This window comes from Streptomyces sp. UC4497, assembly GCF_054871485.1.
The window spans coordinates 13,312-37,551 of sequence record NZ_JBTYHB010000002.1 but is presented as its reverse complement, the minus strand read 5'-3'; the positions used below and the strand labels follow the sequence as shown (position 1 = coordinate 37,551).

General features: G+C 72.4%; 15 protein-coding genes and 1 pseudogene. 13 read left to right on the top strand and 3 right to left on the bottom strand.

From position 1 onward, the window contains the following. The first annotated feature begins 140 nt into the window (after positions 1–140). The 8 genes from ACYSUO_RS02865 to ACYSUO_RS02830 all read left to right on the top strand — a co-directional run bounded on the left by ACYSUO_RS02865 (position 141) and on the right by ACYSUO_RS02830 (position 12,705). Entirely contained in the window at positions 141–1,277 is a 1,137-nt protein-coding gene (locus ACYSUO_RS02865) for a glycosyltransferase family 4 protein (RefSeq protein WP_461774401.1), read from the top strand. Then, positions 1,274–2,425: a glycosyltransferase gene (locus ACYSUO_RS02860; RefSeq protein ID WP_461774400.1), complete on the top strand. Its 1,152-nt coding sequence runs from the start codon at positions 1,274–1,276 to the stop codon at positions 2,423–2,425. Before ACYSUO_RS02865 ends, ACYSUO_RS02860 begins: the two co-directional genes overlap by 4 nt. Further along, a complete protein-coding gene (locus ACYSUO_RS02855; protein ID WP_461774399.1) occupies positions 2,422–3,366 on the top strand; it encodes an SGNH/GDSL hydrolase family protein in 945 nt (314 codons plus the stop codon). The genes ACYSUO_RS02860 and ACYSUO_RS02855 overlap by 4 nt, the downstream gene beginning before the upstream one ends. A 44-nt stretch (positions 3,367–3,410) precedes the next feature. Continuing rightward, a complete protein-coding gene (locus tag ACYSUO_RS02850) occupies positions 3,411–4,613 on the top strand; it encodes a cysteine desulfurase-like protein (protein WP_461774398.1) in 1,203 nt (400 codons plus the stop codon). Positions 4,614–4,716: 103 nt separating this feature from the next. Beyond that, a complete protein-coding gene (locus ACYSUO_RS02845; RefSeq protein WP_461774753.1) occupies positions 4,717–5,409 on the top strand; it encodes a GntR family transcriptional regulator in 693 nt (230 codons plus the stop codon). A gap of 92 nt (positions 5,410–5,501) precedes the next feature. Then, positions 5,502–7,028, top strand: a complete 1,527-nt coding sequence (locus ACYSUO_RS02840; protein ID WP_461774397.1) for a hypothetical protein — start codon at positions 5,502–5,504, stop codon at positions 7,026–7,028. A gap of 118 nt (positions 7,029–7,146) precedes the next feature. After that, positions 7,147–8,040, top strand: a complete 894-nt coding sequence (locus ACYSUO_RS02835) for a hypothetical protein (protein ID WP_461774396.1) — start codon at positions 7,147–7,149, stop codon at positions 8,038–8,040. Positions 8,041–8,076: 36 nt separating this feature from the next. Next, positions 8,077–12,705 (top strand): coiled-coil domain-containing protein, encoded by a 4,629-nt coding sequence (locus ACYSUO_RS02830; protein WP_461774395.1) that lies wholly within the window; start codon positions 8,077–8,079, stop codon positions 12,703–12,705. Between the two features lie 27 nt (positions 12,706–12,732). Here the strand turns inward: ACYSUO_RS02830 and ACYSUO_RS02825 are convergent, their stop codons facing one another. After that, positions 12,733–13,209 carry a hypothetical protein gene (locus ACYSUO_RS02825; RefSeq protein WP_461774394.1) on the bottom strand — a complete coding sequence of 159 codons (477 nt, stop codon included), beginning with the start codon at positions 13,207–13,209 and terminating at the stop codon, positions 12,733–12,735. A 365-nt stretch (positions 13,210–13,574) separates the two neighbouring features. Between ACYSUO_RS02825 and ACYSUO_RS02820 the strand changes: the two genes are divergently transcribed. The 5 genes and pseudogenes from ACYSUO_RS02820 (at position 13,575) to ACYSUO_RS02800 (ending at position 21,528) form a co-directional block, all read left to right on the top strand. Then, positions 13,575–16,385, top strand: coding sequence for a nitrate- and nitrite sensing domain-containing protein (locus ACYSUO_RS02820; RefSeq protein WP_461774393.1), 2,811 nt, complete (start codon positions 13,575–13,577; stop codon positions 16,383–16,385). Beyond that, positions 16,382–16,819, top strand: coding sequence for a roadblock/LC7 domain-containing protein (locus ACYSUO_RS02815; protein ID WP_461774392.1), 438 nt, complete (start codon positions 16,382–16,384; stop codon positions 16,817–16,819). The genes ACYSUO_RS02820 and ACYSUO_RS02815 overlap by 4 nt, the downstream gene beginning before the upstream one ends. Before the next feature lie 9 nt (positions 16,820–16,828). Further along, the gene (locus tag ACYSUO_RS02810; protein ID WP_461774391.1) at positions 16,829–17,224 is read left to right on the top strand and encodes a DUF742 domain-containing protein; all 396 of its coding nucleotides are present in this window, start codon (positions 16,829–16,831) and stop codon (positions 17,222–17,224) included. 54 nt (positions 17,225–17,278) lie between these two features. After that, positions 17,279–20,945 (top strand): annotated as a pseudogene (locus ACYSUO_RS02805) (hydantoinase B/oxoprolinase family protein). Further along, on the top strand, positions 20,926–21,528 hold the full coding sequence (locus tag ACYSUO_RS02800; RefSeq protein WP_461774390.1) for a GTP-binding protein: 603 nt from the start codon (positions 20,926–20,928) through the stop codon (positions 21,526–21,528). The pseudogene ACYSUO_RS02805 and the gene ACYSUO_RS02800 overlap by 20 nt, the downstream one beginning before the upstream one ends. Before the next feature lie 100 nt (positions 21,529–21,628). On the opposite strand, the gene glpK is transcribed toward ACYSUO_RS02800, so the two are convergent. Together glpK and ACYSUO_RS02790 are read right to left on the bottom strand one after the other, a co-directional pair. Next, positions 21,629–23,152 carry a glycerol kinase GlpK gene (glpK, locus tag ACYSUO_RS02795; RefSeq protein WP_461774389.1) on the bottom strand — a complete coding sequence of 508 codons (1,524 nt, stop codon included), beginning with the start codon at positions 23,150–23,152 and terminating at the stop codon, positions 21,629–21,631. Positions 23,153–23,212: 60 nt separating this feature from the next. Continuing rightward, positions 23,213–23,956, bottom strand: coding sequence for an MIP/aquaporin family protein (locus tag ACYSUO_RS02790; RefSeq protein WP_461774388.1), 744 nt, complete (start codon positions 23,954–23,956; stop codon positions 23,213–23,215). Between the last annotated feature and the right edge of the window lie 284 nt (positions 23,957–24,240).

Here is a 24,240-nt window from a genome sequence, read left to right as displayed (position 1 = left end):
CGGGAGGTGGCCCTTCGGTGAGGGGCCACCTCCCGGTCGTTCACCTGCGGTTTTCACCGGTGGCCAACGCTCACGGACCGTTCCTCACCAGGAAAGATCCACTTTGACGTGAGCACGTCCGGCGGGGCGACAAACCCCGTATGCGTGTCGTCATCGTGACCGAGTCCTTCCCTCCCGACATCAACGGTGTGGCGCACTGCGCCCTGCAGACCGCGCGCCACCTGGCCGCCCGCGGCCACGACCCCCTCGTCGTCGCCCCCGCCACCCCCGCCGGGCCGGAGGCGGACGCGGCGGCGCCCTGCCCCGTCGTCCGGGTGCCGTCCCTGCCGCTGCCCGGCTATCCGCAGGTCCGGGTCGCGCTGCCGGGGCGCCGCCTCGCGCAGACCGTGGCCGCGCACCGGGCCGAACTCGTCCATCTGGCCAGCCCGTTCGTGCTCGGCATGCGCGGCATGGCGGTCGCGACCAGACTGCGCGTGCCCGCCGTGGCCGTCTACCAGACCGACCTGGCGGGCTATGCGCGTACGTACGTGGGGGCGGGTGAGGGCGCGGCGTGGCGGCGGATCCGCACCGTGCACGTCGCCGCGGACCGCACCCTCGCGCCCTCCACCGCCGCGCAGCGCGACCTGGAGGCGCACGGGGTGCCACGGGTGCGGCTGTGGCCGCGTGGGGTCGACGCCCTGCGGTTCCGGCCCGAGCGGCGCTGCGAGCTCCTCCGCGCCGACCTGGCGCCGCGTGGGGAGCTGCTCGTCGGGTACGTGGGGCGGCTCGCGCCGGAAAAGCACGTGGAGCTCCTGGCGCGGGTCTGCGGCCTCGACGGTGTGCGGGTCGTCGTGGTGGGCGACGGGCCCAGCGAGGCGTCCCTGCGCGGCGCGCTGCCCGGCGCGCTCTTCCTGGGGCGGCGCACCGGGGACGAACTCGCCCGGATCTTCGCCTCGTTGGACGTGTTCGTGCACACAGGGCCCTACGAAACGTTCTGCCAGACCGTGCAGGAGGCCATGGCGAGCGGGGTGCCGGTGATCGGCCCGGCGGCCGGTGGGCCCCTCGACCTCGTCGCGCATGGCAGGACCGGGATGCTCGTACCGCCCGGCGACCCGGAGGCGTTGCGCGACGCCGTGTGGGCGCTCTCCGCGGACCCCGGGCTGCGTGCCGCATACGGAAGCGCCGGGCGGGCCGCGGTGGCCGGGCGCAGTTGGGAGGCCGTGGGCGACCTCCTGGTCGAGCACTACGTAGAAGTGCTGCATGCGCGGCAGGCCGGGACGGGGGTGGTGGCGGCATGAGCGGGCGCCTGCGGATCGTACGGCTCGCGAACTTCGTCGCCCCCGCGTCAGGCGGGCTGCGGACCGCGCTGCGCGAGCTGGGCGCGGGGTATCTGGCGGCGGGGCACGAGCCGGTGCTGATCGTGCCGGGGGAGCGGCTCTCGGACACGGAGACGTCTCAAGGCCGCGTCATTACGTTGCCGGGGGCGCCGCTCCTCGCGAGCGGCGGCTACCGCGTCCTGACCGACAGGCAGCGCGTGGCACGGCTGTTGGAGCGGCTGCGCCCGGACCGGCTGGAGGTGTCGGACCGGACGACGCTGCGCTGGACCGGTGAGTGGGCGCGCCGCGCGCGGGTGCCCGCCGTGATGGTGTCCCACGAGACCGCCCATGGAGTGCTGCGCACCTGGGGCCTGCCCGAGCGCGCCGCGCGGCGTGCCGCCGACGTGCTCAACGTCCGTACGGCACACGCCTACACGCGCGTGGTGTGCACCACGGAGTGGGCCGAGCGCGAGTTCGTACGGATCGGGGCGCGCAACGTGGTCCGGGCGCCGCTCGGCGTCGATCTCGTGCGGTGCCGGCCGGGGGAGCGGAGCGCGGAGGTACGTGCGCGGTACGCGCGCGTGGACGAGGTGCTGCTCTTCATGTGCACACGACTCTCCGTGGAGAAGCGTCCGGGCATCGGCCTCGACACGGTGGCGCGCTTGCGCCGGTCCGGTGTGCCCGCCCGACTCGTCGTGGCGGGCGACGGGCCGCTGCGGTCGCGGCTCGAACAACGCGCGCGGGCCCGGCGGTTGCCGGTCGACTTCCTCGGGCACGTCGCCGACCCGGCCACGCTGGCGGCCCTGCAGGCCACGGCCGACGTATGTCTGGCGCCGGGGCCCGCGGAGACGTTCGGGCTCGCCGCCCTGGAGGCGCTGGCCTGCGGAACACCGGTCGTCGTCAGCGCGTCCTCGGCGCTGCCGGAGGTGATCGGCGGGGCGGGGGCCGTGGCCGAGGACAGCGGTGCGGCGTTCGCGGCAGCCGTCCGGGACATGCTGGGGCGGCCCGCACGGCAACGTAGGGAAAGGGCACGCGCGCGTGCCGAGTGCTTCGGGTGGGACGTCGCCGTGGACGCCTTCCTGGCGGCGCACGACGCACCCGTGCACGTTCCGGCTCGGGGCGCGGTATGAAGGCGCTCAGGTTCGCCGCGCTCGGGGACTCGCTCACCGAGGGCGTCGGCGACCGGGTCGGCGGCGGATGGCGGGGCTGGGCCGCACTGCTCGCCGAGGGCCTGGCGCCCGCCGAAGTGCCCGTGGAATTCCGCAACTTCGCGGTCGGCGGGGCGCAGACCTCCGATGTGCTCCTGCGGCAACTGCCACGCGCGCTGGCGTTCACCCCCGATGTCGCGTCCGTCGTGATCGGCGTCAACGACACCCTGCGCGCCGCCTTCGACATCCACGCCGTGGCCGCCCACCTGGACGCCGTGTACGGGGCGTTCGCCGCACGGGGCACCGTCCTGCTCACCGCGTGCCTGCCCGACCCCGGCGCGCTGCTGGGCCTGCCCGGCGCCCTGGCGCGCCCTCTCGCGCGTCGCCAGGGCGCGGTCAACTCCGTGGTCCACGCCCTGTCCGAACGCCACGGAGCCGTCCATCTGCACGCCGCCGACGCCCACTGGGCGGCCGACCGTGCCCTGTGGAGCGCGGACCGGCTGCATCCCGGCGAGCGGGGACACCGCCAGTTCGCCGCCCGCTTCCACGCCGTGCTCACCGCCGCCGGGGAGGCGCACGGCCCGGCGCCCGACGTCGAGCCGGAACGGCCCGCGCCGACCCGCGCCGCCGGCCTGTGGTGGCTCGCCACGGCGGGCACCGGCTGGGTCGCGCGGCGCTGCGCCGACCTGCTGCCCGGGCTCCTGGCGCTCGCCGCGGACGAGGTGCGGCACGACATGCGCGGCACCGGCGCCCGTCTCGACCTGCGGGCCTCCGCAGGGGTCGCGGCGGCGCTCGCCTCGGTCCCGGGTCCGGAGGTGCCAGTGGTCCCGGGGCTGGAGCTGCCGCCGCGGGCTTGCGATCATGTGACGGGAGTCGCGGGAGCGGCTCCGGGTACGAGCCAGCCGTGCGAGGTCTGCCCCTGACCGGGAACGGGCCCGCATCGCCTACGCACCATAGGAGTTGAGCCATGGCCCTCGACATCGCCGCCGTCCGCGCACAGATACCCGCCCTGAAGTCCGGCACGGCCCGCTTCGACGCGCCGGGCGGCACCCAGATGCCCGCGCCGGTCATCGACGCCGTCACCGCCGCGCTGACCGGGCCGCTGGCGAACCGGGGGCAGACGACGGAGGGGGAGCGCCGTGCCGACGGGATCGTCGTCGAGGCCCGTGCGGCGCTGGCCGATCTGCTCGGCACCACCCCCGGGACCGTCGTGTTCGGGCGCAGCGCCACGCAGCTCGTCTACGACCTGTCCCGGACGCTCGCCAAGACCTGGGGGCCGGGCGACGAAGTGGTCGTCACCCGGCTCGACCACGATTCCAACATCCGCCCCTGGATCCAGGCGGCCGAGGCGGTGGGCGCCACCGTGCGGTGGGCCGACTTCGACCCGGAGTCGGGGGAGCTGCGGCCCGAGCACCTCACGGCGGTGCTCTCGGAACGTACCCGCCTGGTGGCCGTGACCGCCGCGTCCAACCTGATCGGCACGCGTCCCGACCTGCCGGCCCTGGCCGCCCTCACCCACGAAGTGGGCGGGCTGTTCCACGTGGACGCGGTGCACTACGCCTCGCATGCCGCGGTCGACCTGGCGGGGCTCGGCGCGGACACGCTGGTCTGCTCGCCCTACAAGTTCCTCGGCCCGCACCTGGGCGTGCTCACCGGCCGCGCCGAGCTGCTCGAGTCGCTGCGCCCCGACAAGCTGCTGCCGTCCAGCGACGCCGTACCGGAACGCTTCGAACTCGGCACACTTCCTTACGAGTTGCTGGCCGGTGCGAGCGCCGCCGTGGACTTCCTCGCGGACCTGTCCGTGGGTGCGCGCGGCAGCCGCAGGGAGCGTCTCATCGCCTCCTTCGCGGCCCTGGAGGAGCACGAGGACGCGTTGCGGCAGCGCATGGAGCGAGGACTCGCGGACCTCGGCGGCATCACCCTGTACTCGCGTGCGGAGCGGCGCACCCCGACCCTCCTGTTCACCGTCGAGGGCCGGAGCCCGGCCGAGATCTCCCGGGACCTGGCCGATCACGGCATCGACGCCCCCGCCGGCTCCTTCTACGCGCTGGAGGCCTCGCGGCGGCTCGGCCTCGGGGATACGGGCGGCGTCCGTGTGGGACTCGCCCCCTACAGCAGCGCGGAGGACGTGGAGCGGCTGCTCACGGCTCTGAAGTCGGTCGTGTCCTGACGTTCGAGGCGGTCGAATCCCGAGACGTTCGAGGCGTCGTTGAACCATCCATCGATCCCACGTTGTCTCGTTCCTGGAACTGCGCTTGAATTCGGCCGTGGCCATGGACGAACTCAACGCCCTCGCGGACGACCGCGCGCTGCTGGGACGCACCAGCACCGCGGAGCGCGTCGCGGACATCCTGCGGAACCGGATCGCGGAAGGCTACTTCCCGCCCGGCACGCGCCTGTCGGAGGACAGCATCGGAGGCGCCCTCGGGGTGTCGCGCAATACGCTCCGTGAGTCGTTCCGGCTGCTCACGCACGAGCGGCTGCTCGAACACCGGCTGAACCGCGGGGTCTTCGTGCGCGTCCTGAGTGTCGACGACGTCGAGGACATCTACCGGACCCGGCGCATGGTCGAGTGCGCCGTCGTACGGTCCCTGGGCGACCCGCCGTACGCGCTCGACCGGGTCGCCGAAGTCGTCGCCGACGGACATCGGGCGGCCGAGCGGCGCGAGTGGAAGAGCGTCTCGACCGCCAACATCCACTTCCACCGCGAACTCGTCGCCCTGGCACGCAGCGAGCGCACCGACGAACTGATGCGCAGTGTCCTGGCCGAACTGCGGCTGGCTTTCCACGTCGTGGACGACCCGCAGCGTCTCCACGAGCCGTACCTGGCGCGCAATCTGGAACTCGTGGAGATGCTGCGCGAGGGGCGCAGCGACACGGCTGAGACACTGCTCGGCGAGTACCTCGACGACTCCCGCGACGGGCTCGTCGAGGCGTACCGGCAGCGGCTGCCGAAGGACGGGTAGCGGCCTTTCGAGGCTCGCCGCGGGCAGGCCTGAAAGCCGTCGCATCTGCGCCGTTTCGACCGTTGTCAGACCCAGCGCATACCCTGTGCTCCGTGACTTCGCCTGCCAGCACGGAATCCGTTCCGCCCCAGCTCAGTGCGGGGCCGCGCCCCGCACCGGGCCCGGCCGCCGACGAAGGGCTCGCGCGCCGCCTTCGCGCGCTCGCGTGCACCGCGCCGCTGCACGATCTGGACGTGCGCAAGGCCAATCTCGCGGGCGAGTACTCGACGTACGGGATGGCGGAGGTGGCGCTGTCCGCCATCGACCTCGTCACGCTGAACATGGACTTCGACACGGGCGCCGACCACGAGCAGATAGTGGCCAGGCTCGTTCCCCGCATCGCGGCACAGGCCCCGCAGCGGCCCGCCGCCGAGCACGAGCGGGTGGCCCGCTGGGTCCTGGAGAACCTGATCAACGTCGGCAGCGTGGACCGCGGCTTCCGCGCCGTGTACGGCACGTTCGCGCAGGACGGCTCCTACGTACGGCGTGACTACGACTTCAAGCTGATCGAGGAGGTCCCCGGCTACGGGGGCAGCGTCTACCTGCGCACGACGGACGAGGCGGTGAACGTCCTGGTGGGCGCCCTCGACACGGACGTCACCAGCGCGCAGATCGCCGCCGAGGTCAAGCTGGAGGTGCTGATCAGCCGCGGCCGGCTCGCGGATGCGCAGCTCGCCGCCGAGCAGGCCAGGTACCGGACCGTGCAGTACTCGGAGACGCTCCGCAAGGCGCTGGACGCGACGCGCCGCAATGTGCGCGCCGTCGACTGGCTGCAGGCGGTGCCCGACATGATCGCCGAGGCGCTCGACCACGTCGCGGACCGCTACCGGCACGAGAACGCGATCCTGACGAACATCCGCAAGGCCCGTGACGAGTCGGAGGAGCCGGAGCAGAAGCGCCGCGCCGCCGAGCTCGTCGACATCGTCAAGGACTGCATCCGCCGTCACACACAGCTGCAGTCGCGCCTCCTGGAGGCCGGTCCGCTGTTCCGCGCCGAGCAGGACCGGCAGGCCTTCACGGCGCCCTCCGCGCGCGCGGGCCTCGACCTGTACGGGCAGCTCCTCGCGCCGCTGCTGCCGCTGCCGGTGGAGAGCGCGAAGAAGGCGACCGACGCGTTCTTCGCGCGCGGCACCGGGCTTCGTACGCCCGTGTCCGTACGCGTCGGCGACCTTGTCGACATACTGCTCACGCCGCCCATGGAGCGCGAGCACCTCGGCGCGGAGATGCCCGAGCCTGACCTCATCGCCACGCCGGACGACAGCCGGTTCAGCGAGGAGCAGCTCGCGGGCGCCATGGAGCTGCTCGACCTGCCGTCGGACGCGCCGCGTCGGCTGTCCGGGCTGCTCGCGGACGCCCGCAAGCGCGACGCCGAACTGCCTTATCTGGTGGCCCTGTTGGCGGTCCACGCCGCGAGCCCGCCGGTCGGCACCGCCTACCGCCAGGGCGAGGAGAAGCTGCTGTTCGCCGTGGACGACGGCACCGAACTCGACGACCCGGAGTTCGGCGGCGCCGACCTCATCGTGGGCACGGCCCTGCTCGACGCGGTCGGGATGGCCGCCGGCCGGACGGAGGCCGCGTGATGCCGACCCACCTCTACGTAGCGCGCATGAACTACGTGGCCCGCATGAACTACGCAGCCGGTGTGAACCACGTAGCACGCATGAACTTTTACGCAGCACCCATGAAGGAGCACCACCCGTGACCGAGTACGCCGAAGAGCACGCCGAATGGGGCGAGCCCGACGCTCCGGGCTCGGCCAAGGCCCAGGCGCCCGTCACCCCGGCCGACGCCGCCGACGCGGCGCGTCTGGTCTCCTTCGGCCTCCAGCCGAAGCTGCAGCCCTCCCGTGACCAGGAGTACGGGGAGCTGCTGCGCCGCTATCGCGAGGACCCGCCCTTCGCCCGGCTCGCCGACGCCGTGGCCACCGGGCTCGGCCTCGTCGTCCTGGAGGTGTCCCCGCGCGCGGGGATGGCCGTGACCGCCGCCGATGACTCCGTGTTCGCGGTCCGCATGGGCGACTACGCGCGTCGGACGACCGCGGACTCCACCGACCGCTTCCTGCACGGCCTCGCCCATCTCGCGGTCGCCGCGCTCGCCTTCCCGCGCCCCGAGGACCTCGCCGACGACGGCTACATCGGCCGCGTGAGTGTCAACGGGGTGGATGCCTTCGTCCGGCAGGCCTGCCGCAAGCTGGAGGAGCGGGCCGAGGAGACCGGCGAGAACACCGACCCGGCGACCGAGGCCCCCGGGCTCGAAGCCGCCTGGCGGATCTGGGCGCGGCGCAGCTCCACGGGAGCCACCAAGGACACGCGCCGCCTCGCCAGTTCGACCACCGGAATCGTCGGCAAGGCCGTCGCCTTCCTCACCGACTCCGGCTTCCTGCAGAGAACCGGCGACGACTCGGGCGGCACGTACCGCACCACCGCCCGCTACCAGCTCCAGGTCCGCGACATGGCCGGCACGGCCGCCATGGCCGAACTTCTCGAGCTGGGTGTCGTTCCCGTCACCGACGGGTCCGCGAGCCTGGTGCCACCGATGGACGAGGAAGCGACCGCGCTCGCCGCCGACGCGGGCCTGCCGTTCCACTCCTGACCTTCTGAACTTCCGTACCTACCACGAGAGTCCGCCATGTACGAGCTGTCCCGGGTTCGCCTCTACTCCATCGGGCCCGCCGGTGCACGCTACGCCGACACCGTGCTTGATCTGCGGGGCGTCGGCGAGCCCGTGCCCGACCCCGCACCCACCCAGGCGGAGTTCTTCGAGGACGAGCCCGTCGGCCCGCCGCGCCGCCCCGCGCCGGCCGGAGTGCTCTTCCTGGAGAACGGCGGCGGCAAGTCGGTCCTGCTCAAGCTGATCTTCTCGGTCATGCTGCCCGGCCACCGGAACACGCTGGGCGGAGCCAGCTCCGGTGTGCTGCGCAAGTTCCTCCTCGCCGACGACTGCGGACACGTCGCCCTGGAGTGGCAGCACACGCTCACCGGCGAGTGCGTCGTCGTCGGCAAGGTCAGCGAGTGGCGTGGGCGGCAGGTCTCCAACGACCCGCGGAAGTTCGCCGAGGCCTGGTACTCGTTCCGGCCGGGCCCCGGTCTGAGCCTCGACTCGCTGCCGGTCGCCGAGGCCAGCGCCGTACGTCCCGTCGCCGAGGGCGCCTCGGGTGCGCAGGGGCGGCGCCGCACCATGAAGGGCTTCCGCGACGCCCTCATGGACGCCGTGAAGGTGTACCCGCACCTGGAGGTGCACTGGGAGGAGATCCACGACCGGTGGAACGAACACCTCGGTGACCTGGGCCTCGACCCCGAACTCTTCCGCTACCAGCGGGAGATGAACGCGGACGAGGGCGAGGCCGCGGGCCTCTTCGCCGTCAAGAAGGACTCCGACTTCACGGACCTGCTGCTGCGCGCCGTGACCGACACGCGGGACACGGACGGCCTCGCCGATCTGGTGAGCGGGTTCGGGAACAAGCTGGGACGGCGCTCCGAGCTGATCGCCGAGCGCGATTTCACCGCGGGCTCCGTCGATCTGCTCACCCGCATCGTGGAGGCCGCCGACACGCGGGCACGCGCGCGGGACATCCACACGGCCGCCGAGCGCCGCACGCGCACGCTCGCCCGCCGTCTGTCCGCCCGCGCCGCCGTCGAGCGCGGCCGTACCGGGGAGCTGGCCCAGCAGGTCACCGCGGCCTCCGGCACCGTCACCGAAGCGGAGTCGGCGCGCGAGCGCAGCTCCCTGATCGCCGCCGAACTCGCCTACCGGCACGCCTCCTTGGCGCTCGCCGGAGCCGAGAAGGCCGCCGCCGCGCAGAAGCGCGAGCTGGCCGACGCGCGGGGCCTCCACTCCGCCTGGCAGGCCGCCGAGGCCGTCCTGCGCCACCGTGCCGCCGCGGACCGCTCCGCGCGCGTGGCCGTCGCCATCCGCGAGGCCGAGCGCGACGCCGCTCCCGCGCTCGCGGCCCGCGCGAAGGCCGCGTCCGAACTCGTCCGGGCGCTGCACGGCGCCGCCGAGCAGGCCGAAACGCATGCGAACGAGGAGGAGGAGCGCTCCGCCGTCCTCCAGGAGGCGGGCGAGACCGCGCACCGCGACGCGACGGCCGCGGCCACCGAGGCCCAGCGCGCCCGCAGTGAACTCGGGCACCTGCGCCAGCGGTTGACCGAGGTCGAGCAGGAGACCACCGAGGCCGTGCGCGCCGGGTGGATCGACGACAGCGCGCCCGACGCCGACCCGGCCCGCGCCGCGCTCGCCGCGGCCGACGCGGAGAAGACCACCGTCGCCGCGTGGGACACCGCGCGCGAGGCCGCACGCCGGGCCTCCGAACACGCGCGCGAGGCCGCCGCCGTCGAGTCGCGCGCCGAGCTGACGGCGGCCCGCGCCGCCGACGCCGCGAGCGCCGCGGAACAGGCCCACCAGGCGGAGGAGCGGGCGGCCGGCTCCCTCGCGGGGGAGGAGCGGCTGGCCGAACTGCTCGGTGTGGGTGGGAAGTCCGCCTCCGCCACGGTCGGGGAGGACGGGTTCGCCGTTGATGAGGCATTCGGAACCTCCGATGCCACCCTCACCGCCGAAGACCTGGACCGCGCCGCCGACGACCTGAAGGCGCTGCTCGACGACACCGTGGCCACCGCCGAGCGGCAGTTGTTCGAGCTGCGTACGGCCGCCGCGGACGACTCCCGGATCCTGGGAGCCCTGGGTGACGGCGGCCTGCTCCCGCCTGGCCCCGACGTGCTGGCCACCGTCGAATTCCTCGGTGAGCACGGCATCCCGGCCCTGCCGGGCTGGCGCTACCTCGCCCAGTCCGTCGATCCGACCGACCACGCGCGCGTGCTCGCCGCCCGGCCCGAGCTGGTCGACGGTGTCGTGATCACCGATCCGGCGGCGCACGAGCGGGCCCGGGAGGCGCTCGCCGGTGCGGCCCTGCTGCCCCGCTCCGCCGTCGCCGTCGGCACCGCCGCCGCGCTGCTCGCCCCGACCCCGTCCGAGGACGCGTCCTCCTCCAGGGACGCGGCCGTCTTCCTCGTCCCGCCGAACCCGGCCATGCACGACGAGCACGCCGCCGACGAGGAGCGGCAGGCGCTGCGCGAGCGCGCGGCCCGACGCGACGAGGAGATCCGGACGCTTGCCGGGCGCCTCGCCAAGGACCGCGAGCTGGCGGCGCGCCTCACTTCCTGGCGCTCCGGCTGTCCCACGGGCCGCCTCGCCGAACTCGCCGCCGCGGCCCGCGAGGCCCGTACGTTCGCCGAGGAGTCCGAGGCCGAGCTCGCCGAGGCCCGCACCCTGCGCGCCGAGGCCGACGAGTCGGCTGCCGAGGCGACCCGCGTGCGTGACGAGCGACAGGAGGCGGCGCAGAAGGCCCGCCGCGCCGCCGACGCGCTCGCCGGACTCGCGTTCCGCCTGCGCGAGCGCGCCGGCTGGCAGGCCAAGGTCCGTGAACTCGCCGACGAGGCCGTCGAGTCGGAGGCCCGCGCCCAGTCCTGCCTGGAGCACGCGCGTTCGGCCGACGAGGACCGCCGAGCCGCCCAGCGCTCCGCCGACGATGCCCGCCGCACCGCCCGCACCCTGCGCGCCGAGCGGGCCGAGATCGCCGGCGCCCCCGACGACGTACCGGAGGGAGAGGCGCCCCAGGCATCGCTGCCCGCGCTGCGCGAGGCGTACCGGGCCGCGTCGCAGGTCTACGAAAAGGTGGGTGTCGGCGCCGACCTGCGGGCCGAGCAGGCTCGCGCCGAGTCGGACGAGTCCGCGGCGCTCGCCGAGCTGGACCGCCTCAGCAACAAGGTGCGCACCCGCGCCGCCGCCCTGCTGGAAACCTCCGAAGGCGCCGACGGCCCCTCCCGGCAGGCGGCCGCCTCCCGGGCCGAGGAGCTCGTCCAGCTTCTGGAGACCCGCGCCTCCACCGCGAGCGAGCAGCTCGGCCGGCTGCGCGGCGAGGCCGAGCGGCACGCGCCCGAGGACGGCGACGCGCACACGGAGCTGCCCGAGGACCTCGTCCCGTCCGACACCGAGCACGCGCAGACCCTGCTGCGCACGGCCACCACCGAACTCGCCGTCCGCACCGACGCGTTGAGCACCGCCCGCGCCGCCCACGCCGAGCTGCTGGACGCGCACCGTGCCGCCGAGGACGGGGCCGGGGGCTTCGACGAGACCGCGGCGCTCCTGCGCGACCTGCTGCGTGACCACGCGGACCCGGCCGAGGAGCAGGACGAGCCGGAGCCCTACCCCGGCACTCTGGAGGAGGCCCGCCAGTCGGCGGCCGAGACCCGGCGCTCGCTGCGCGGCTGCGCCGCCGACCTGTCCGCGGCCGAGGCTGCGGTCCGCGAGGCGAGCGACATCCTCGTACGGCACGCGAACTCGACGCGGTACGAGCAGGTGCGTACGCCCGCCCGCCAGCAGATCCGCGAACTGCCCGCGTCCTCCCTCCCCGAGCACGCGCAGAAGTGGGCCGACGCGTTCGCCCCCCGACTGCGCGTCCTCACCGACGAGTTGGTCCAGCTGGAGCGCAACCGCGACTCGATCGTGGACCGGCTGCGCGGCCTCGTGGAGTCCTCGCTCGCCACTCTCCGCTCCGCCCAGCGCCTGTCCCGGCTGCCCGAGGGGCTCGGCGAGTGGTCCGGGCAGGAGTTCCTGCGGATCCGCTTCGAGGAGCCCGACCAGGCCACGCTGATCGAGCGGCTCGGCGAGGTCATCGACGAGGCGACCAGCGCGGCCGTGAAGAAGAACTCCGACCTACGCCGTGACGGCATGTCACTGCTGCTGCGCGGCGTCAGTGCGGCACTTCAGCCCAAGGGCATCGCCGTCGAGATCCTGAAGCCGGACGCGGTGCTGCGCGCCGAGCGCGTCCCCGTCGGACAGATGGGCGACGTCTTCTCCGGCGGTCAGCTGCTCACCGCGGCCATCGCCCTGTACTGCACGATGGCCGCGCTGCGCTCCAACGACCGGGGCCGCGACAAGCACCGCCACGCCGGCACGCTGTTCCTCGACAACCCGATCGGCCGCGCCAACGCCACGTATCTGCTCGAACTGCAGCGTGCGGTGTCCAACGCGCTCGGTGTGCAACTCCTGTACACCACCGGCCTGTTCGACACGACGGCGCTCGCCGAGTTCCCCCTGGTGATCCGGATGCGCAATGACGCCGACCTTCGGGCCGGTCTGAAGTACATCAGCGTGGAGGAGCACCTGCGTCCGGGCCTGCCGCAGCAGGACCCCGAGGGCGAGACGGTGCACGGCGAGATCACGGCCACGCGGATGTACAAGCGACCTGTCGACGACTGACGCCCCCGACCGTGCGGCGGGGGCGGCTCAGGAGTGGGTCAGCTGCCCGGCCCTGCCGCGCCTGCGTATGTTGACCGAGTCGGGCCGCGCGACGCCGCGCCGCGACCTCGCGGCACGGCGGGCCTGGCGGCGCTCCTTGCGCAACTGCCGGGCCGTGCTGGCCGGGACCGAGATGACGCCGTGCCGCTGGTTCCACACCTGACGCGTCACCCAGACGTCCAGGACGCCCCACGTCGCCACCACCGTGCTGCCCACGCTGCTGAGCACCATGGGGAAGGCGAGCCAGGAGTCGGCCAGCGTGCACAGCACGGCGATCATGGCCTGGATCATGGTGAGCGAGACTATGAGGACGGCCCGCACCGCGGACGTCCGTACGGGATCGGGCATCCGGCGTCGACGCGCCGGCTCCTCGACCCACAGTCCGTTCTGCTCCGCCGTGCCCATTGCCACGTCACTCCCCACCGCTCGTGGGCCCTCAATGACCCTCAAGCCGATGCCTCGCATCGGCACTGCACAGTGACTGCCCGAATTGCCGTGCTTTACGCCGTCGGGTTGCCCCTCCCTCAATGAAGACGAACGGCGGGCCGGGGAGATTCCCGGTTCGGGGAACTCGCCTGTTCCGGGAGGGCGGTGCGCCGGATTCCGGCCAACTCTCCCACAGGATGGTCCCGTTGTGATCCTTGCCGAGGAGGGGTCCGAGCGGAGGGAATCTCCCGCAATGCCGGACAACTCGTGATGTCGGCATCACAGTTCACTCGGACATCATCCGGACAGGTCTTCGAGTTGCTCCTGTCTCAGTAGTAGGCTCGCGCCGTTTGTTGACGCACATGTGTGCCCCTGAAGGCAGAGGGGTCGATCTGGGGGAGGCCATGCGCTTTCGCGGGAAGTCCATCCGCCGGAAGATCGTGGCGTTGTTGCTGGTGCCGTTGCTGTCCCTGACGGCCATCTGGGCCTTCGCCACGGTGATCACGGGGCGCGCCGCCGTCCAGCTGATCTCCGCGGGCCAGGCGATCGACTCGGTCGCCTACCCGCTGGTCGCCACGAGCCGCACACTGCAGGCGGAACGCCGCGAGACGCTCGTCTATCTCGCCGACCCCCGTGCCTCCGACGCCCAGTCGGCGCTGCGGGCCAAGCGGACCACGGCCGACGAGTCGATCACCCGGATCAAGGAGAGGGTGCGCGACGGCAACATCCGCGACAGCCTGGACAGCGACGCCCGGGCCTCCCTCGACACCGCCGTCGAGGGCCTGGAAGGGATCGCTTCGCTTCGTCGGAACGTCGACGAAGGCACCGTGACCCGCGCCCAGGCCCTCGAGTTCTACAACCGCCTCATCGCGCCGACGTACGACTTCCTGCTCGACCTCACCGCCCTCGACAACGCGAAGGTGGAACGCCAGGCGCGCGCCCTCGTCGGCGTACTCAAGGCACGCGAACTCCTGTCCCAGGAGGACGCGCTGGTCGGCTCGGGTCTCGTCGCCCGCCGGTTCAACCAGCAGGAACTGCGGCAGGTCTCCGACCTCCTCGCCCAGCGGACCCTCCTCTACGAGAGCAATCTCGCGCTCCTGCCCGACTCGGAGCGCTCCCGCTATCAGCGGTACTGGAAGAGCCCGGACACCAACCCGCTGCGCACCGCCGAGGAAGCGGTCGTGAACGGCTCCCCCGGCACACCGAAGGGCGTCACCGCACGGAGCTGGGACAGGGCCTCGCAGCCCGTGCTCGATGAACTCGTCGACCGGGACACCGCCGCGACCGAGCGCTACCAGGACCGCGCCCGCCCGGAGGCCGTCGGCGTCCTGCTGCGGGCAGGCGTCGCCGGAGTGCTCGGTCTGTTCGCCCTCCTCGTCTCCCTGTACCTCTCCGTACGCATCGGCCGCGGCCTCGTCCGCGACCTGCGCCGGCTCCGTCTCGAGGCGCACGAGGCCTCCGGTGTGCGGCTCCCCGGCGTGATGCGCCGCCTCGCCGCGGGGGACGAGGTCGACGTGGAGACCGAGGCGCCGCGTCTCGAATACGACCGGGACGAGATAGGTCAGGTCGGCCAGGCGCTCAACACCCTGCAGCGATCCGCCGTCGAAGCAGCCGTCAAGCAGTCCGAGTTGCGCCGCGGCGTCTCCGAGGTGTTCGTCAACCTCGCCCGGCGCAGCCAGGTCCTGCTGCACAAGCAGCTGACCCTGCTCGACACGATGGAGCGCAGGACCGAGGACACCGACGAGCTCGCCGACCTGTTCCGCCTCGACCACCTCACCACCCGGATGCGCCGCCACGCGGAGGGCCTGGTGATCCTTTCCGGCGCCGCTCCGTCCCGGCAGTGGCGCAGACCCGTCCAGCTCATGGACATCGTGCGGGCCGCCGTCGCCGAGGTGGAGGACTACGAGCGCATCGAGGTACGGCGGCTGCCGCGGATCGCCGTGACGGGACCGGCCGTCGCCGACCTCACCCACCTCGTCGCCGAACTCCTGGAGAACGCCACGGTGTTCTCGCCCCCGCACACCGCCGTGCAGGTGGTCGGCGAGCGCGTCGCGAACGGCTTCACCCTGGAGATCCACGACCGCGGCCTCGGCATGGCCCCCGACGCGCTGCTCGACGCCAACCTGCGCCTCGCAGAGACACCGGAGTTCGAACTCTCCGACACCGACCGCCTCGGCCTGTTCGTGGTCAGTCGCCTCGCCCAGCGGCAGCACATCCGCGTCTCCCTCCAGCCCTCGCCCTACGGCGGCACCACCGCGGTGGTCTTCATCCCGGACTCCCTGCTCACGGACGCCCCCGACACCGAGGGCGCCGGCTTCCGTCTCGACCGGCCCAACGCGCCGCGCCGCACGGCCCCTTCGGTGACCCCATCGAAGCCGGGCTCCGTGGCCGGGCTGCCCGGTCTGCCGGCCTCCGTGCTCAACGGTCCGGTCGAGCTGGAGGCCCCGCTGACGACCTCCGACATGACCCGGTTCCCCGGCGCCCTGGGCGACGACGACAGCGAGCGCGGCGGCCTGTTCCGCCCCCGCCGCGCCGTGGCCGGGCCTCCCGGTGAACAGCACCAGCAGGCCGAGGACGACGGCGCCGCGACCGACGGCACGGCCGTCTCCCGCCACATGGGCGGCCCGCGCCGCTCCGGGGACCGCGACGCGCAGGACCCGGCCGCCGGTCCGGAGGGGACGCTGCCGCGCCGCCGCGTGCCCAAGCTCGTCAGCTCGCACGGCAGGCCCGTGCCCCACAGCCGGCCCGGTGCGGACGACCGCGCCGCGCCCGAACCGGGCGAGCGGCACGACCGGGGCAACGGCAACGGCGATAGCGAGCGCGACGGACAGTGGGACACCCCGGTCGGCCTCCCCAGGCGCCGCACCCGTGCGGTGGAGGAGACCGAGGCCCCGCGCGCGACCCCCGAGCCCGCAGCGGACGCCCAGCAGCCCGCCGCGCCAAGCACCACCCCCGGCGGACTGCCTCGCCGCGTCCGACAGGCCAACCTGGCCCCGCAGTTGAAGGACGGCCCGGACCTGCGCGGCGACAGCGCGGCACCGGCCGAAGACAGGACTCCCTCCGCACAGCCCGCCGACCGGGACGCCGACGAGGTGCGCAGCCGTATGGCCTCGCTCCAACGCGGCTGGCAGCGTGGACGCGCGGAGAACACCGCGGGCGATGAGCGCGCCGACGGTACAGCACGAGGAACGAACTCTGAGGGGGACGGTCGATGACCGCGCCGAAGGCCAATGCGGGGACCACCAACGGGGTTGTCGGCGAGCTGAACTGGCTCCTGGACGACCTGGTCGAGCGCGTCGCCGGTATCCGCAAGGCGATGGTGCTCTCCGGCGACGGGCTGCCGACGGGCGTCTCCGAGGGGCTCAGCCGCGAGGACAGCGAACACCTCGCCGCCGTGGCCTCCGGATTCCACAGCCTCGCCAAGGGGGTGGGCCGGCACTTCGAAGCAGGCGGCGTCCGGCAGACGGTCGTCGAACTCGACGAGGCCTTCCTGTTCGTCACCGCGGCGGGCGACGGCAGCTGCCTCGCCGTGCTGTCCGACGCGGACTCCGACGTCGGCCTCGTCGCCTACGAGATGACTCTGCTGGTCAAGCGCGTCGGAGCGCATCTGGGGACGGCCAGGCGCACGGACCTGCCCGCCGGAGGGTAGTGGGTTGGCATGAGACCAGACGGTCAGGAGACGCATCACTGGTTCGACGACGACGCGGGTCCCGTCGTGCGCCCGTACGCCATGACGCGCGGCCGCACCAGCAGCGCGACCCAGCACCGGCTCGACCTGATCGCGGTCGTCGTCGCCGAACAGCATCGAGGCGACGCGACGACCGACCAGACGCTGTCGCCGGAACACGTCGACATCGTCGAGCTCTGCCAGGACGCCCCGCAGTCCGTGGCCGAGCTGGCCGCGGAGCTCGACCTCCCGGTAGGGGTGGTGCGCGTCCTCATAGGGGATCTCGTCGACGACGAACTGGTCCACGTGACGCGGCCGGTTCCACCGGCCGAGCTGCCCGACGCGAGTATTCTCCGCGACGTGATCGACGGCCTCAGAGCGCTCTGATCCGACAGCGGAGCCTGCGGGGCACAGGAACGGGGCGGACGGCGGGAGACACACATGGCAGGCTGGCAGTTCTGGATCGACCGAGGCGGCACCTTCACGGATGTCGTGGCCCGGCGGCCCGACGGCCGCCTGCTCACGCACAAGCTGCTCTCCGACCATCCGGCGCGCTACCGGGACCCGGCCGTCTTCGCGATCCGTGAGCTCCTCGGGGAGGGCACGGAGCCGGCGTCCGGCGGCGGGCCCGGCGACCTCGTCGACTCCGTCCGCATGGGCACCACGGTCGCCACCAACGCCCTCCTGGAGCGCCGCGGCGAGCCGACCGCCCTCGTCATCACGCGCGGCTTCCGCGACGCCCTGCGGATCGCCTACCAGAACCGGCCCCGCATCTTCGCCCGCCGTATCGAGCTGCCCGAACTGCTCCACGAGCGCGTCATCGAGGTGGACGAACGGGTCGACGCCCAGGGCGAGGTGCTCACCCCGCTTGACCTGGGCTCCCTCGAAGCCTCGCTGCGCCAGGCCTACGAAGACGGCATTCGGGCGGTGGCCGTCGTCTGCCTGCACAGCCACCTCCACCCGGCTCACGAGCGCGAGATCGGCGCCCTCGCCGAGCGCATCGGCTTCCCGCAGATCTCGCTGTCCAGCGAGGTCAGCCCGCTCATGAAGGTGGTGCCACGGGGCGACACGGCCGTCGTCGACGCCTACCTGTCGCCCGTCCTGCGCCGCTACGTGCGCCAGGTCGCCGAGCAACTCCCCGACGTGCGGCTGATGTTCATGCAGTCCAACGGAGGGCTCGCCGAGGCCGGGCAGTTCCGCGGCAAGGACGCCATCCTGTCCGGGCCCGCAGGCGGCATCGTGGGCATGGCCCGGATGTCGCAGCGCGCGGGCTTCGACCGCGTCATCGGCTTCGACATGGGCGGCACCTCCACGGACGTCTCGCACTTCGCGGGCGAGTACGAGCGGGTCCTCACCACGCAGATCGCCGGGGTGCGGCTGCGCGCGCCCATGCTCGACATCCACACCGTCGCGGCGGGCGGCGGCTCCGTGCTGCACTTCGACGGCAGCCGCTACCGGGTCGGACCCGACTCGGCCGGCGCGGTGCCGGGACCGGCCTGCTACCGGGGCGGCGGCCCGCTCACGGTCACCGACGCCAACGTCGCCCTCGGTCGCGTCCAACCCGCCCACTTTCCCCACGTGTTCGGCCCCGAGGGGGACCAGCCGCTCGACGAAGACCTCGTACGCGAGCGCTTCGCCGCCCTCGCCGCAGAGATCCGCGAACAGACCGGTGACGCGCGCACCCCGGAGCAGGTGGCCGAGGGCTACCTCCAGGTCGCCGTGGCCAACATCGCCAACGCGGTGAAGCGCATCTCGGTGCAGAAGGGCCACGACGTCACCCGCTACGCCCTCACCACCTTCGGTGGTGCCGGTGGCCAGCACGCGTGCAAGGTCGCCGCCGAACTCGGCATCCGCACGGTCCTCGTACCGCCCATGGCAGGCGTCCTCTCGGCGCTCGGCATCGGGCTCGCCGACACCACCGCCATGCGGGAACAGTCCGTCGAGGCCACCGTGGACCCCTCCTCGATGCCGCACATCCTCAAGACCGCCGACGACCTGGAGAGCGCCGCACGCGAGGAGCTGCGCGCCGAGGACGTCCCGGAGAAGCGCATTCGGGTCGTGCGCAGGGCCCAGCTCCGCTATGACGGCACGGACACCGCGCTCACCGTGGAACTCACCGAACCCGACGCCATGACCCGCGCCTTCGAAGAACGCCATCGTGCTCACTACTCCTTCACCCTGGACCGACCGCTCGTCGTCGAATCACTCTCCGTAGAAGCCACTGGCCTGACCGATCCCCCCGATCTCTCCCACCTCGCACCCCGCACCACCGCCCCGACCAGCGCCACGACCGTCCGCCTGCACACCGGCGGAACCTGGCGCGACGTACCCCTCCACCACCGGGACCAGCTCCCGCCCGGCGAGCCCGTCCGGGGGCCGGCGATCATCGCCGAGGACGGCTCGACGACCGTCGTCGACGACGGATGGCGGGCGGCCCTCGCGGACGACGGCCACCTGATCATGCAACGGACGGCGATTACAGAGAGTTCCGATCTCGGCACGGAAATCGATCCGGTTCGGCTCGAGGTCTTCAACAACCTCTTCATGTCGATCGCGGAGCAGATGGGCGCCCGCCTCGAGTCGACCTCGCAGTCCGTCAACATCAAGGAACGTCTGGACTTCTCCTGCGCGCTCTTCGACCCCGACGGCAGCCTGGTCGCCAACGCCCCGCACATTCCTGTGCACTTGGGCTCGATGGGTACCAGCGTCAAGGAGGTCATCCGCCGCCGCGGCTCGACCATGCGGCCCGGCGACACCTACGCCGTCAACGACCCGTACCACGGCGGCACGCACCTGCCCGACGTCACCGTGATCACCCCGGTCTTCGACACGGACGGTGACCGGATCCTGTTCTACGTCGCCTCGCGCGGACACCATGCCGAGATCGGCGGCATCGCCCCCGGCTCCATGCCCGCGAACAGCCGCACCATCGACGAAGAGGGCGTGCTCTTCGACAACTGGCTGCTCGTGGAGGCCGGCCGGTTCCGTGAGGAGGAGACGCTGCGCCTTCTGACCGAGGCGCCCCACCCCTCCCGCAACCCGCGGACGAACCTCGCCGACCTGCGTGCCCAGATCGCGGCCAACCAGAAGGGCGTCGATGAAGTCGCCCGCATGATCGAGAACTTCGGCCTGGACGTCGTGCTCGCCTACATGAAGCACGTACAGGACAACGCCGAGGAATCCGTGCGACGCGTCATCGACGCCCTGGAGGACGGCGAGTTCAGCTACGAGACCGACTCGGGCGCGGTCATCCGTGTGCGCGTGAGCGTGGACCGCGCGCAGCGCTGCGCCACCGTCGACTTCACCGGCACCTCCGACCAGCTCCCCACGAACTTCAACGCCCCGTTCGCCGTCGTCAACGCCGCCGTCCTGTACGTCTTCCGGACGCTCGTGGGCGACGACATCCCGCTCAACGACGGCTGCCTGCGCCCCCTGAACATCGTCGTGCCGCCCGGATCCTTCCTCTCGCCCCAGCCGCCCGCCGCGGTCGTCGCGGGCAACGTGGAGACGTCACAGGCCATCACCGGAGCCCTCTACGGGGCCTTGGGCGTGCAGGCCGAGGGTTCCGGCACGATGAACAACATCACCTTCGGGAACGCGCGCCATCAGTACTACGAGACGGTGGCCTCCGGCTCCGGCGCAGGCGACGGCTTCCCCGGCGCCCCCGTCGTCCAGACCCACATGACCAACTCGCGGCTCACCGACCCCGAGGTCCTCGAGTGGCGGCTGCCCGTCCTCCTGGAGGAGTTCGCGGTACGGCGCGGCAGCGGGGGAGCGGGCCGTTGGCCGGGCGGCGACGGAGCCGTGCGACGCATCCGCTTCCGCGAGCCGATGACCGTCTCCACGCTGACCCAGCACCGCAGGGTGCCGCCCTACGGGATGGCGGGTGGCGCCCCCGGAGCGCTCGGCGCCAACTCCGTGGAGCGCGTGGACGGCACCGTCACCCGCCTCGACGGCAGCGACACGGCCGATGTGGACCCCGGCGACGTACTCGTCGTCGAAACGCCCGGAGGCGGCGGCTACGGGCCGCCCGGGGCGAGCAGCAGTACCCGAGACAGCGACACCAGTGAGGCAGGAGAGACACAGCCATGATCTTCGGGCGTTCTGAGCGCCGAAAGGCCCCCGTCGAGCCCGTGACGCTCAAGATCCTGGTGGCCGGCGGCTTCGGCGTGGGCAAGACGACGCTGGTCGGCGCGGTCAGCGAGATCCGGCCGCTGCGCACGGAGGAACTCCTGACGGAGGCGGGCCGCCCCGTGGACAACATCGACGGGGTCGAGCGCAAGAGCACCACCACGGTCGCGATGGACTTCGGCCGGATCACGCTCCGCGACGACCTCGTGCTCTACCTCTTCGGCACACCGGGCCAGGACCGCTTCTGGTTCCTGTGGGACGAGTTGTCGACCGGCGCGCTGGGCGCGGTCGTCCTCGCGGACACCCGTCGCCTGGAGGACTGCTTCGCCGCGGTCGACTACTTCGAGCGGCGCTCCATACCGTTCATCGTCGGCGTCAACTGCTTCGACGGCGCCGCACGCCACCCGGCCGACGCGGTCCGCCAGGCGCTCGACCTCGACCCGGACGTCCCCGTGGTCCTGTGCGACGCGCGCGACAAGGAGTCGGTGAAGGACGTGCTGATCGGCGTCGTCGGTCATGCCGCGGAAGCCGCCGAGCGCAGGCAGCCCGCGGCGACCTGAGCACGCACAGCGGCGGCCCGTACCCCCGCCGACCGGGGTCCGAACCGCCGCGTACGCGCGCGTGGATGGTTGTACGTCACCACGCGCGCAGGGACATGGCCTATGCGTCGTCTCCGTCCGCGTGCCAGCCGAAGCTCTTCTCCACGGCCTTGCGCCAGTTCTGGTACTCGCGGTCCCGGACGCCCGCGTCCATCGCGGGAGTCCACTCGGCGTCCCGCTGCCAGTGCGCCTTGAGCTCGTCCAGGTCGTTCCACACGCCCGTCGCGAGCCCGGCGGCGTACGCGGCGCCCAGACACGTCGTCTCGGAGACCCTGGGCCGGATCACGGGCACACCCAGGACGTCCGCCTGATGCTGCATCAGCAGGTTGTTCTTGGTCATGCCGCCGTCGACCTTCAGGGTCGTGATCTGCACCCCGGAGTCCTGGTACATCGCGTCGACGACCTCGCGGGTCTGCCAGCTCGTCGCCTCCAGGACGGCACGCGCCAGGTGCGCCTTGGTGACATACCTGGTGAGACCGGTGACGACACCGCGCGCGTCGGAGCGCCAGTAGGGCGCGAACAGACCGGAGAACGCGGGCACGATGTAGGCACCGCCGTTGTCGTCCACGCTCGCCGCGAGTGTCTCGATCTCGTCGGCGGTCTTGATGATGCCGAGCTGGTCGCGGAACCACTGCACCAGGGCACCCGTGATCGCGATCGACCCTTCGAGGCAGTACACGGGCGCCTCGGAGCCGATCTTGTACCCCATGGTGGTGAGCAGGCCGTTCTTCGAAGGCACCGGCCGGTTACCGGTGTTGAGCAGCAGGAAGCTGCCCGTCCCGTAGGTGTTCTTCGCGGTGCCGGTGTCGTAGCAGGCCTGCCCGAACACGGCCGCCTGCTGGTCGCCGAGCGCGGAGGCCACCGGTACGCCGGCCAGCTGGCCGACGGCCGTGCCGTACACCTCGGCGGACGAACGGATCTCCGGAAGCAGCGACTCCGGGACATTCATCGCCGCCAGGATCGACTGGTCCCACTGGAGGGTCTCCAGGCTCATCAGCATGGTGCGCCCGGCGTTCGTGACGTCGGTGACGTGCACGCCGCCGTCGGTGCCGCCGGTGAGATTCCAGATCAGCCACGAGTCCATCGTGCCGAAGGCGAGTTCCCCGCGCTCGGCCCTGGCCCGCAGCCCCGGCACGTTGTCGAGCAGCCAGGCCGCCTTGGGCCCGGAGAAGTAGCTCGCCAGGGGCAGCCCAGTCGTCTCGCGGAAACGGTCCTGTCCGTCGGCGCCGCCCAGCTCGTTGCAGAGCGCCGAGGTCCGCGTGTCCTGCCACACGATCGCGTTGTGCACGGGCTTGCCGGTCGCCCGGTCCCAAAGGACCGTCGTCTCCCGCTGGTTGGTGATGCCGAGGGCGCTGAGCTGGTCCGCGCGCAGTCCAGCCTTGGCGATCGCCCCCGCGACCACGGCCTGGACCTTGGACCAGATCTCGGTGGCATCGTGCTCCACCCAGCCCGGCTTCGGGAAGATCTGACGATGTTCGCGCTGGTCGACGGCGACGATCTCGCCGTCCTGGTTGAAGATGATGCAGCGGCTCGAGGTGGTGCCCTGGTCGATGGCGGCGACGTACTTCACGGAAGTGTCGGGCATGGCTACCCCTTCGTAAGAAGACGTACGAGAGTGTTCTGCGCTTCAGAACGCTGCGTTGCTTCAGAACGCCGCGTTGTAGATGACCCCCGCCAGCGCGCCGCCGATGAGCGGCCCGACGACCGGGACGAGAGCGTAACCCCAGTCGGACGTCCCCTTGTTGGGGATCGGCAGGAAGTGGTGCACGATGCGCGGGCCCAGGTCGCGGGCGGGGTTGATCGCGTAACCCGTCGGCCCGCCGAGCGACAGACCGATGCCGACGACCAGGAGCGCCACGATCAGCACCTGGGTGCCGGACTCGCCGAGTCCCTTCGTGAGGCCGAACGCGAGGATGGGCAGGACCAGGCCGATCGTCGCGATGATCTCGGTGATCAGGTTCGCGACCATGTTCCGGATCTCGGGGATCGTCGAGAAGATGCCGAGCGTCGGGGTCGGACCGTCCTCCGCGGAGTCCTCGTCCGAACTGACGTTGGCGTTGAACTGCGCGAGATACACCAGGTACGCGAGGACGGCGCCGAGCATCGCGCCGACCATCTGGCCGAGCAGATAGACCCAGACCTTGTCCCACTTCCCGGTGTCGACCGCGATGCCGATGGTGACCGCGGGGTTGAGGTGACCGCCCGACAGCGGGGCGGCCGTATAGGCGCCGGCCAGCACGCCGAAGCCCCAGCCGAACGCGATGACGACCCACCCGGAGGCCTTCGCCTTGGAGTGTCTCAGGGTGACGGCGGCGCAGACGCCCGCGCCGAAAAGGATCAGAATCGCGGTGCCGATGACCTCACCGATGAAGATGTCTCCGTTGCTCATGGCGGCTCCTAGGCCCTCGCCCGGGGGCAGTGCTCCCCGGTCCTCCGTGCAGGGTGCGTTCCCATGGCTGGTTCTGAACCACGGCTGCCGTAGGCAGGGAAGTCCCGCGCCCCGCCCGGCGTCCGTGACGAGCGTGCCCGAACAGTCGGAACCACACGTGGGGGAGCGGCCCTGACCTGCCGCAACCCGACAGGAAAGCGAACCTGGGGCAGGCAGGGCCCCGAGCAGCGGTGGGCCGATTTGCGCCGATGCCGACTGACACCCGGAAGTGTTCACCGGCCGTA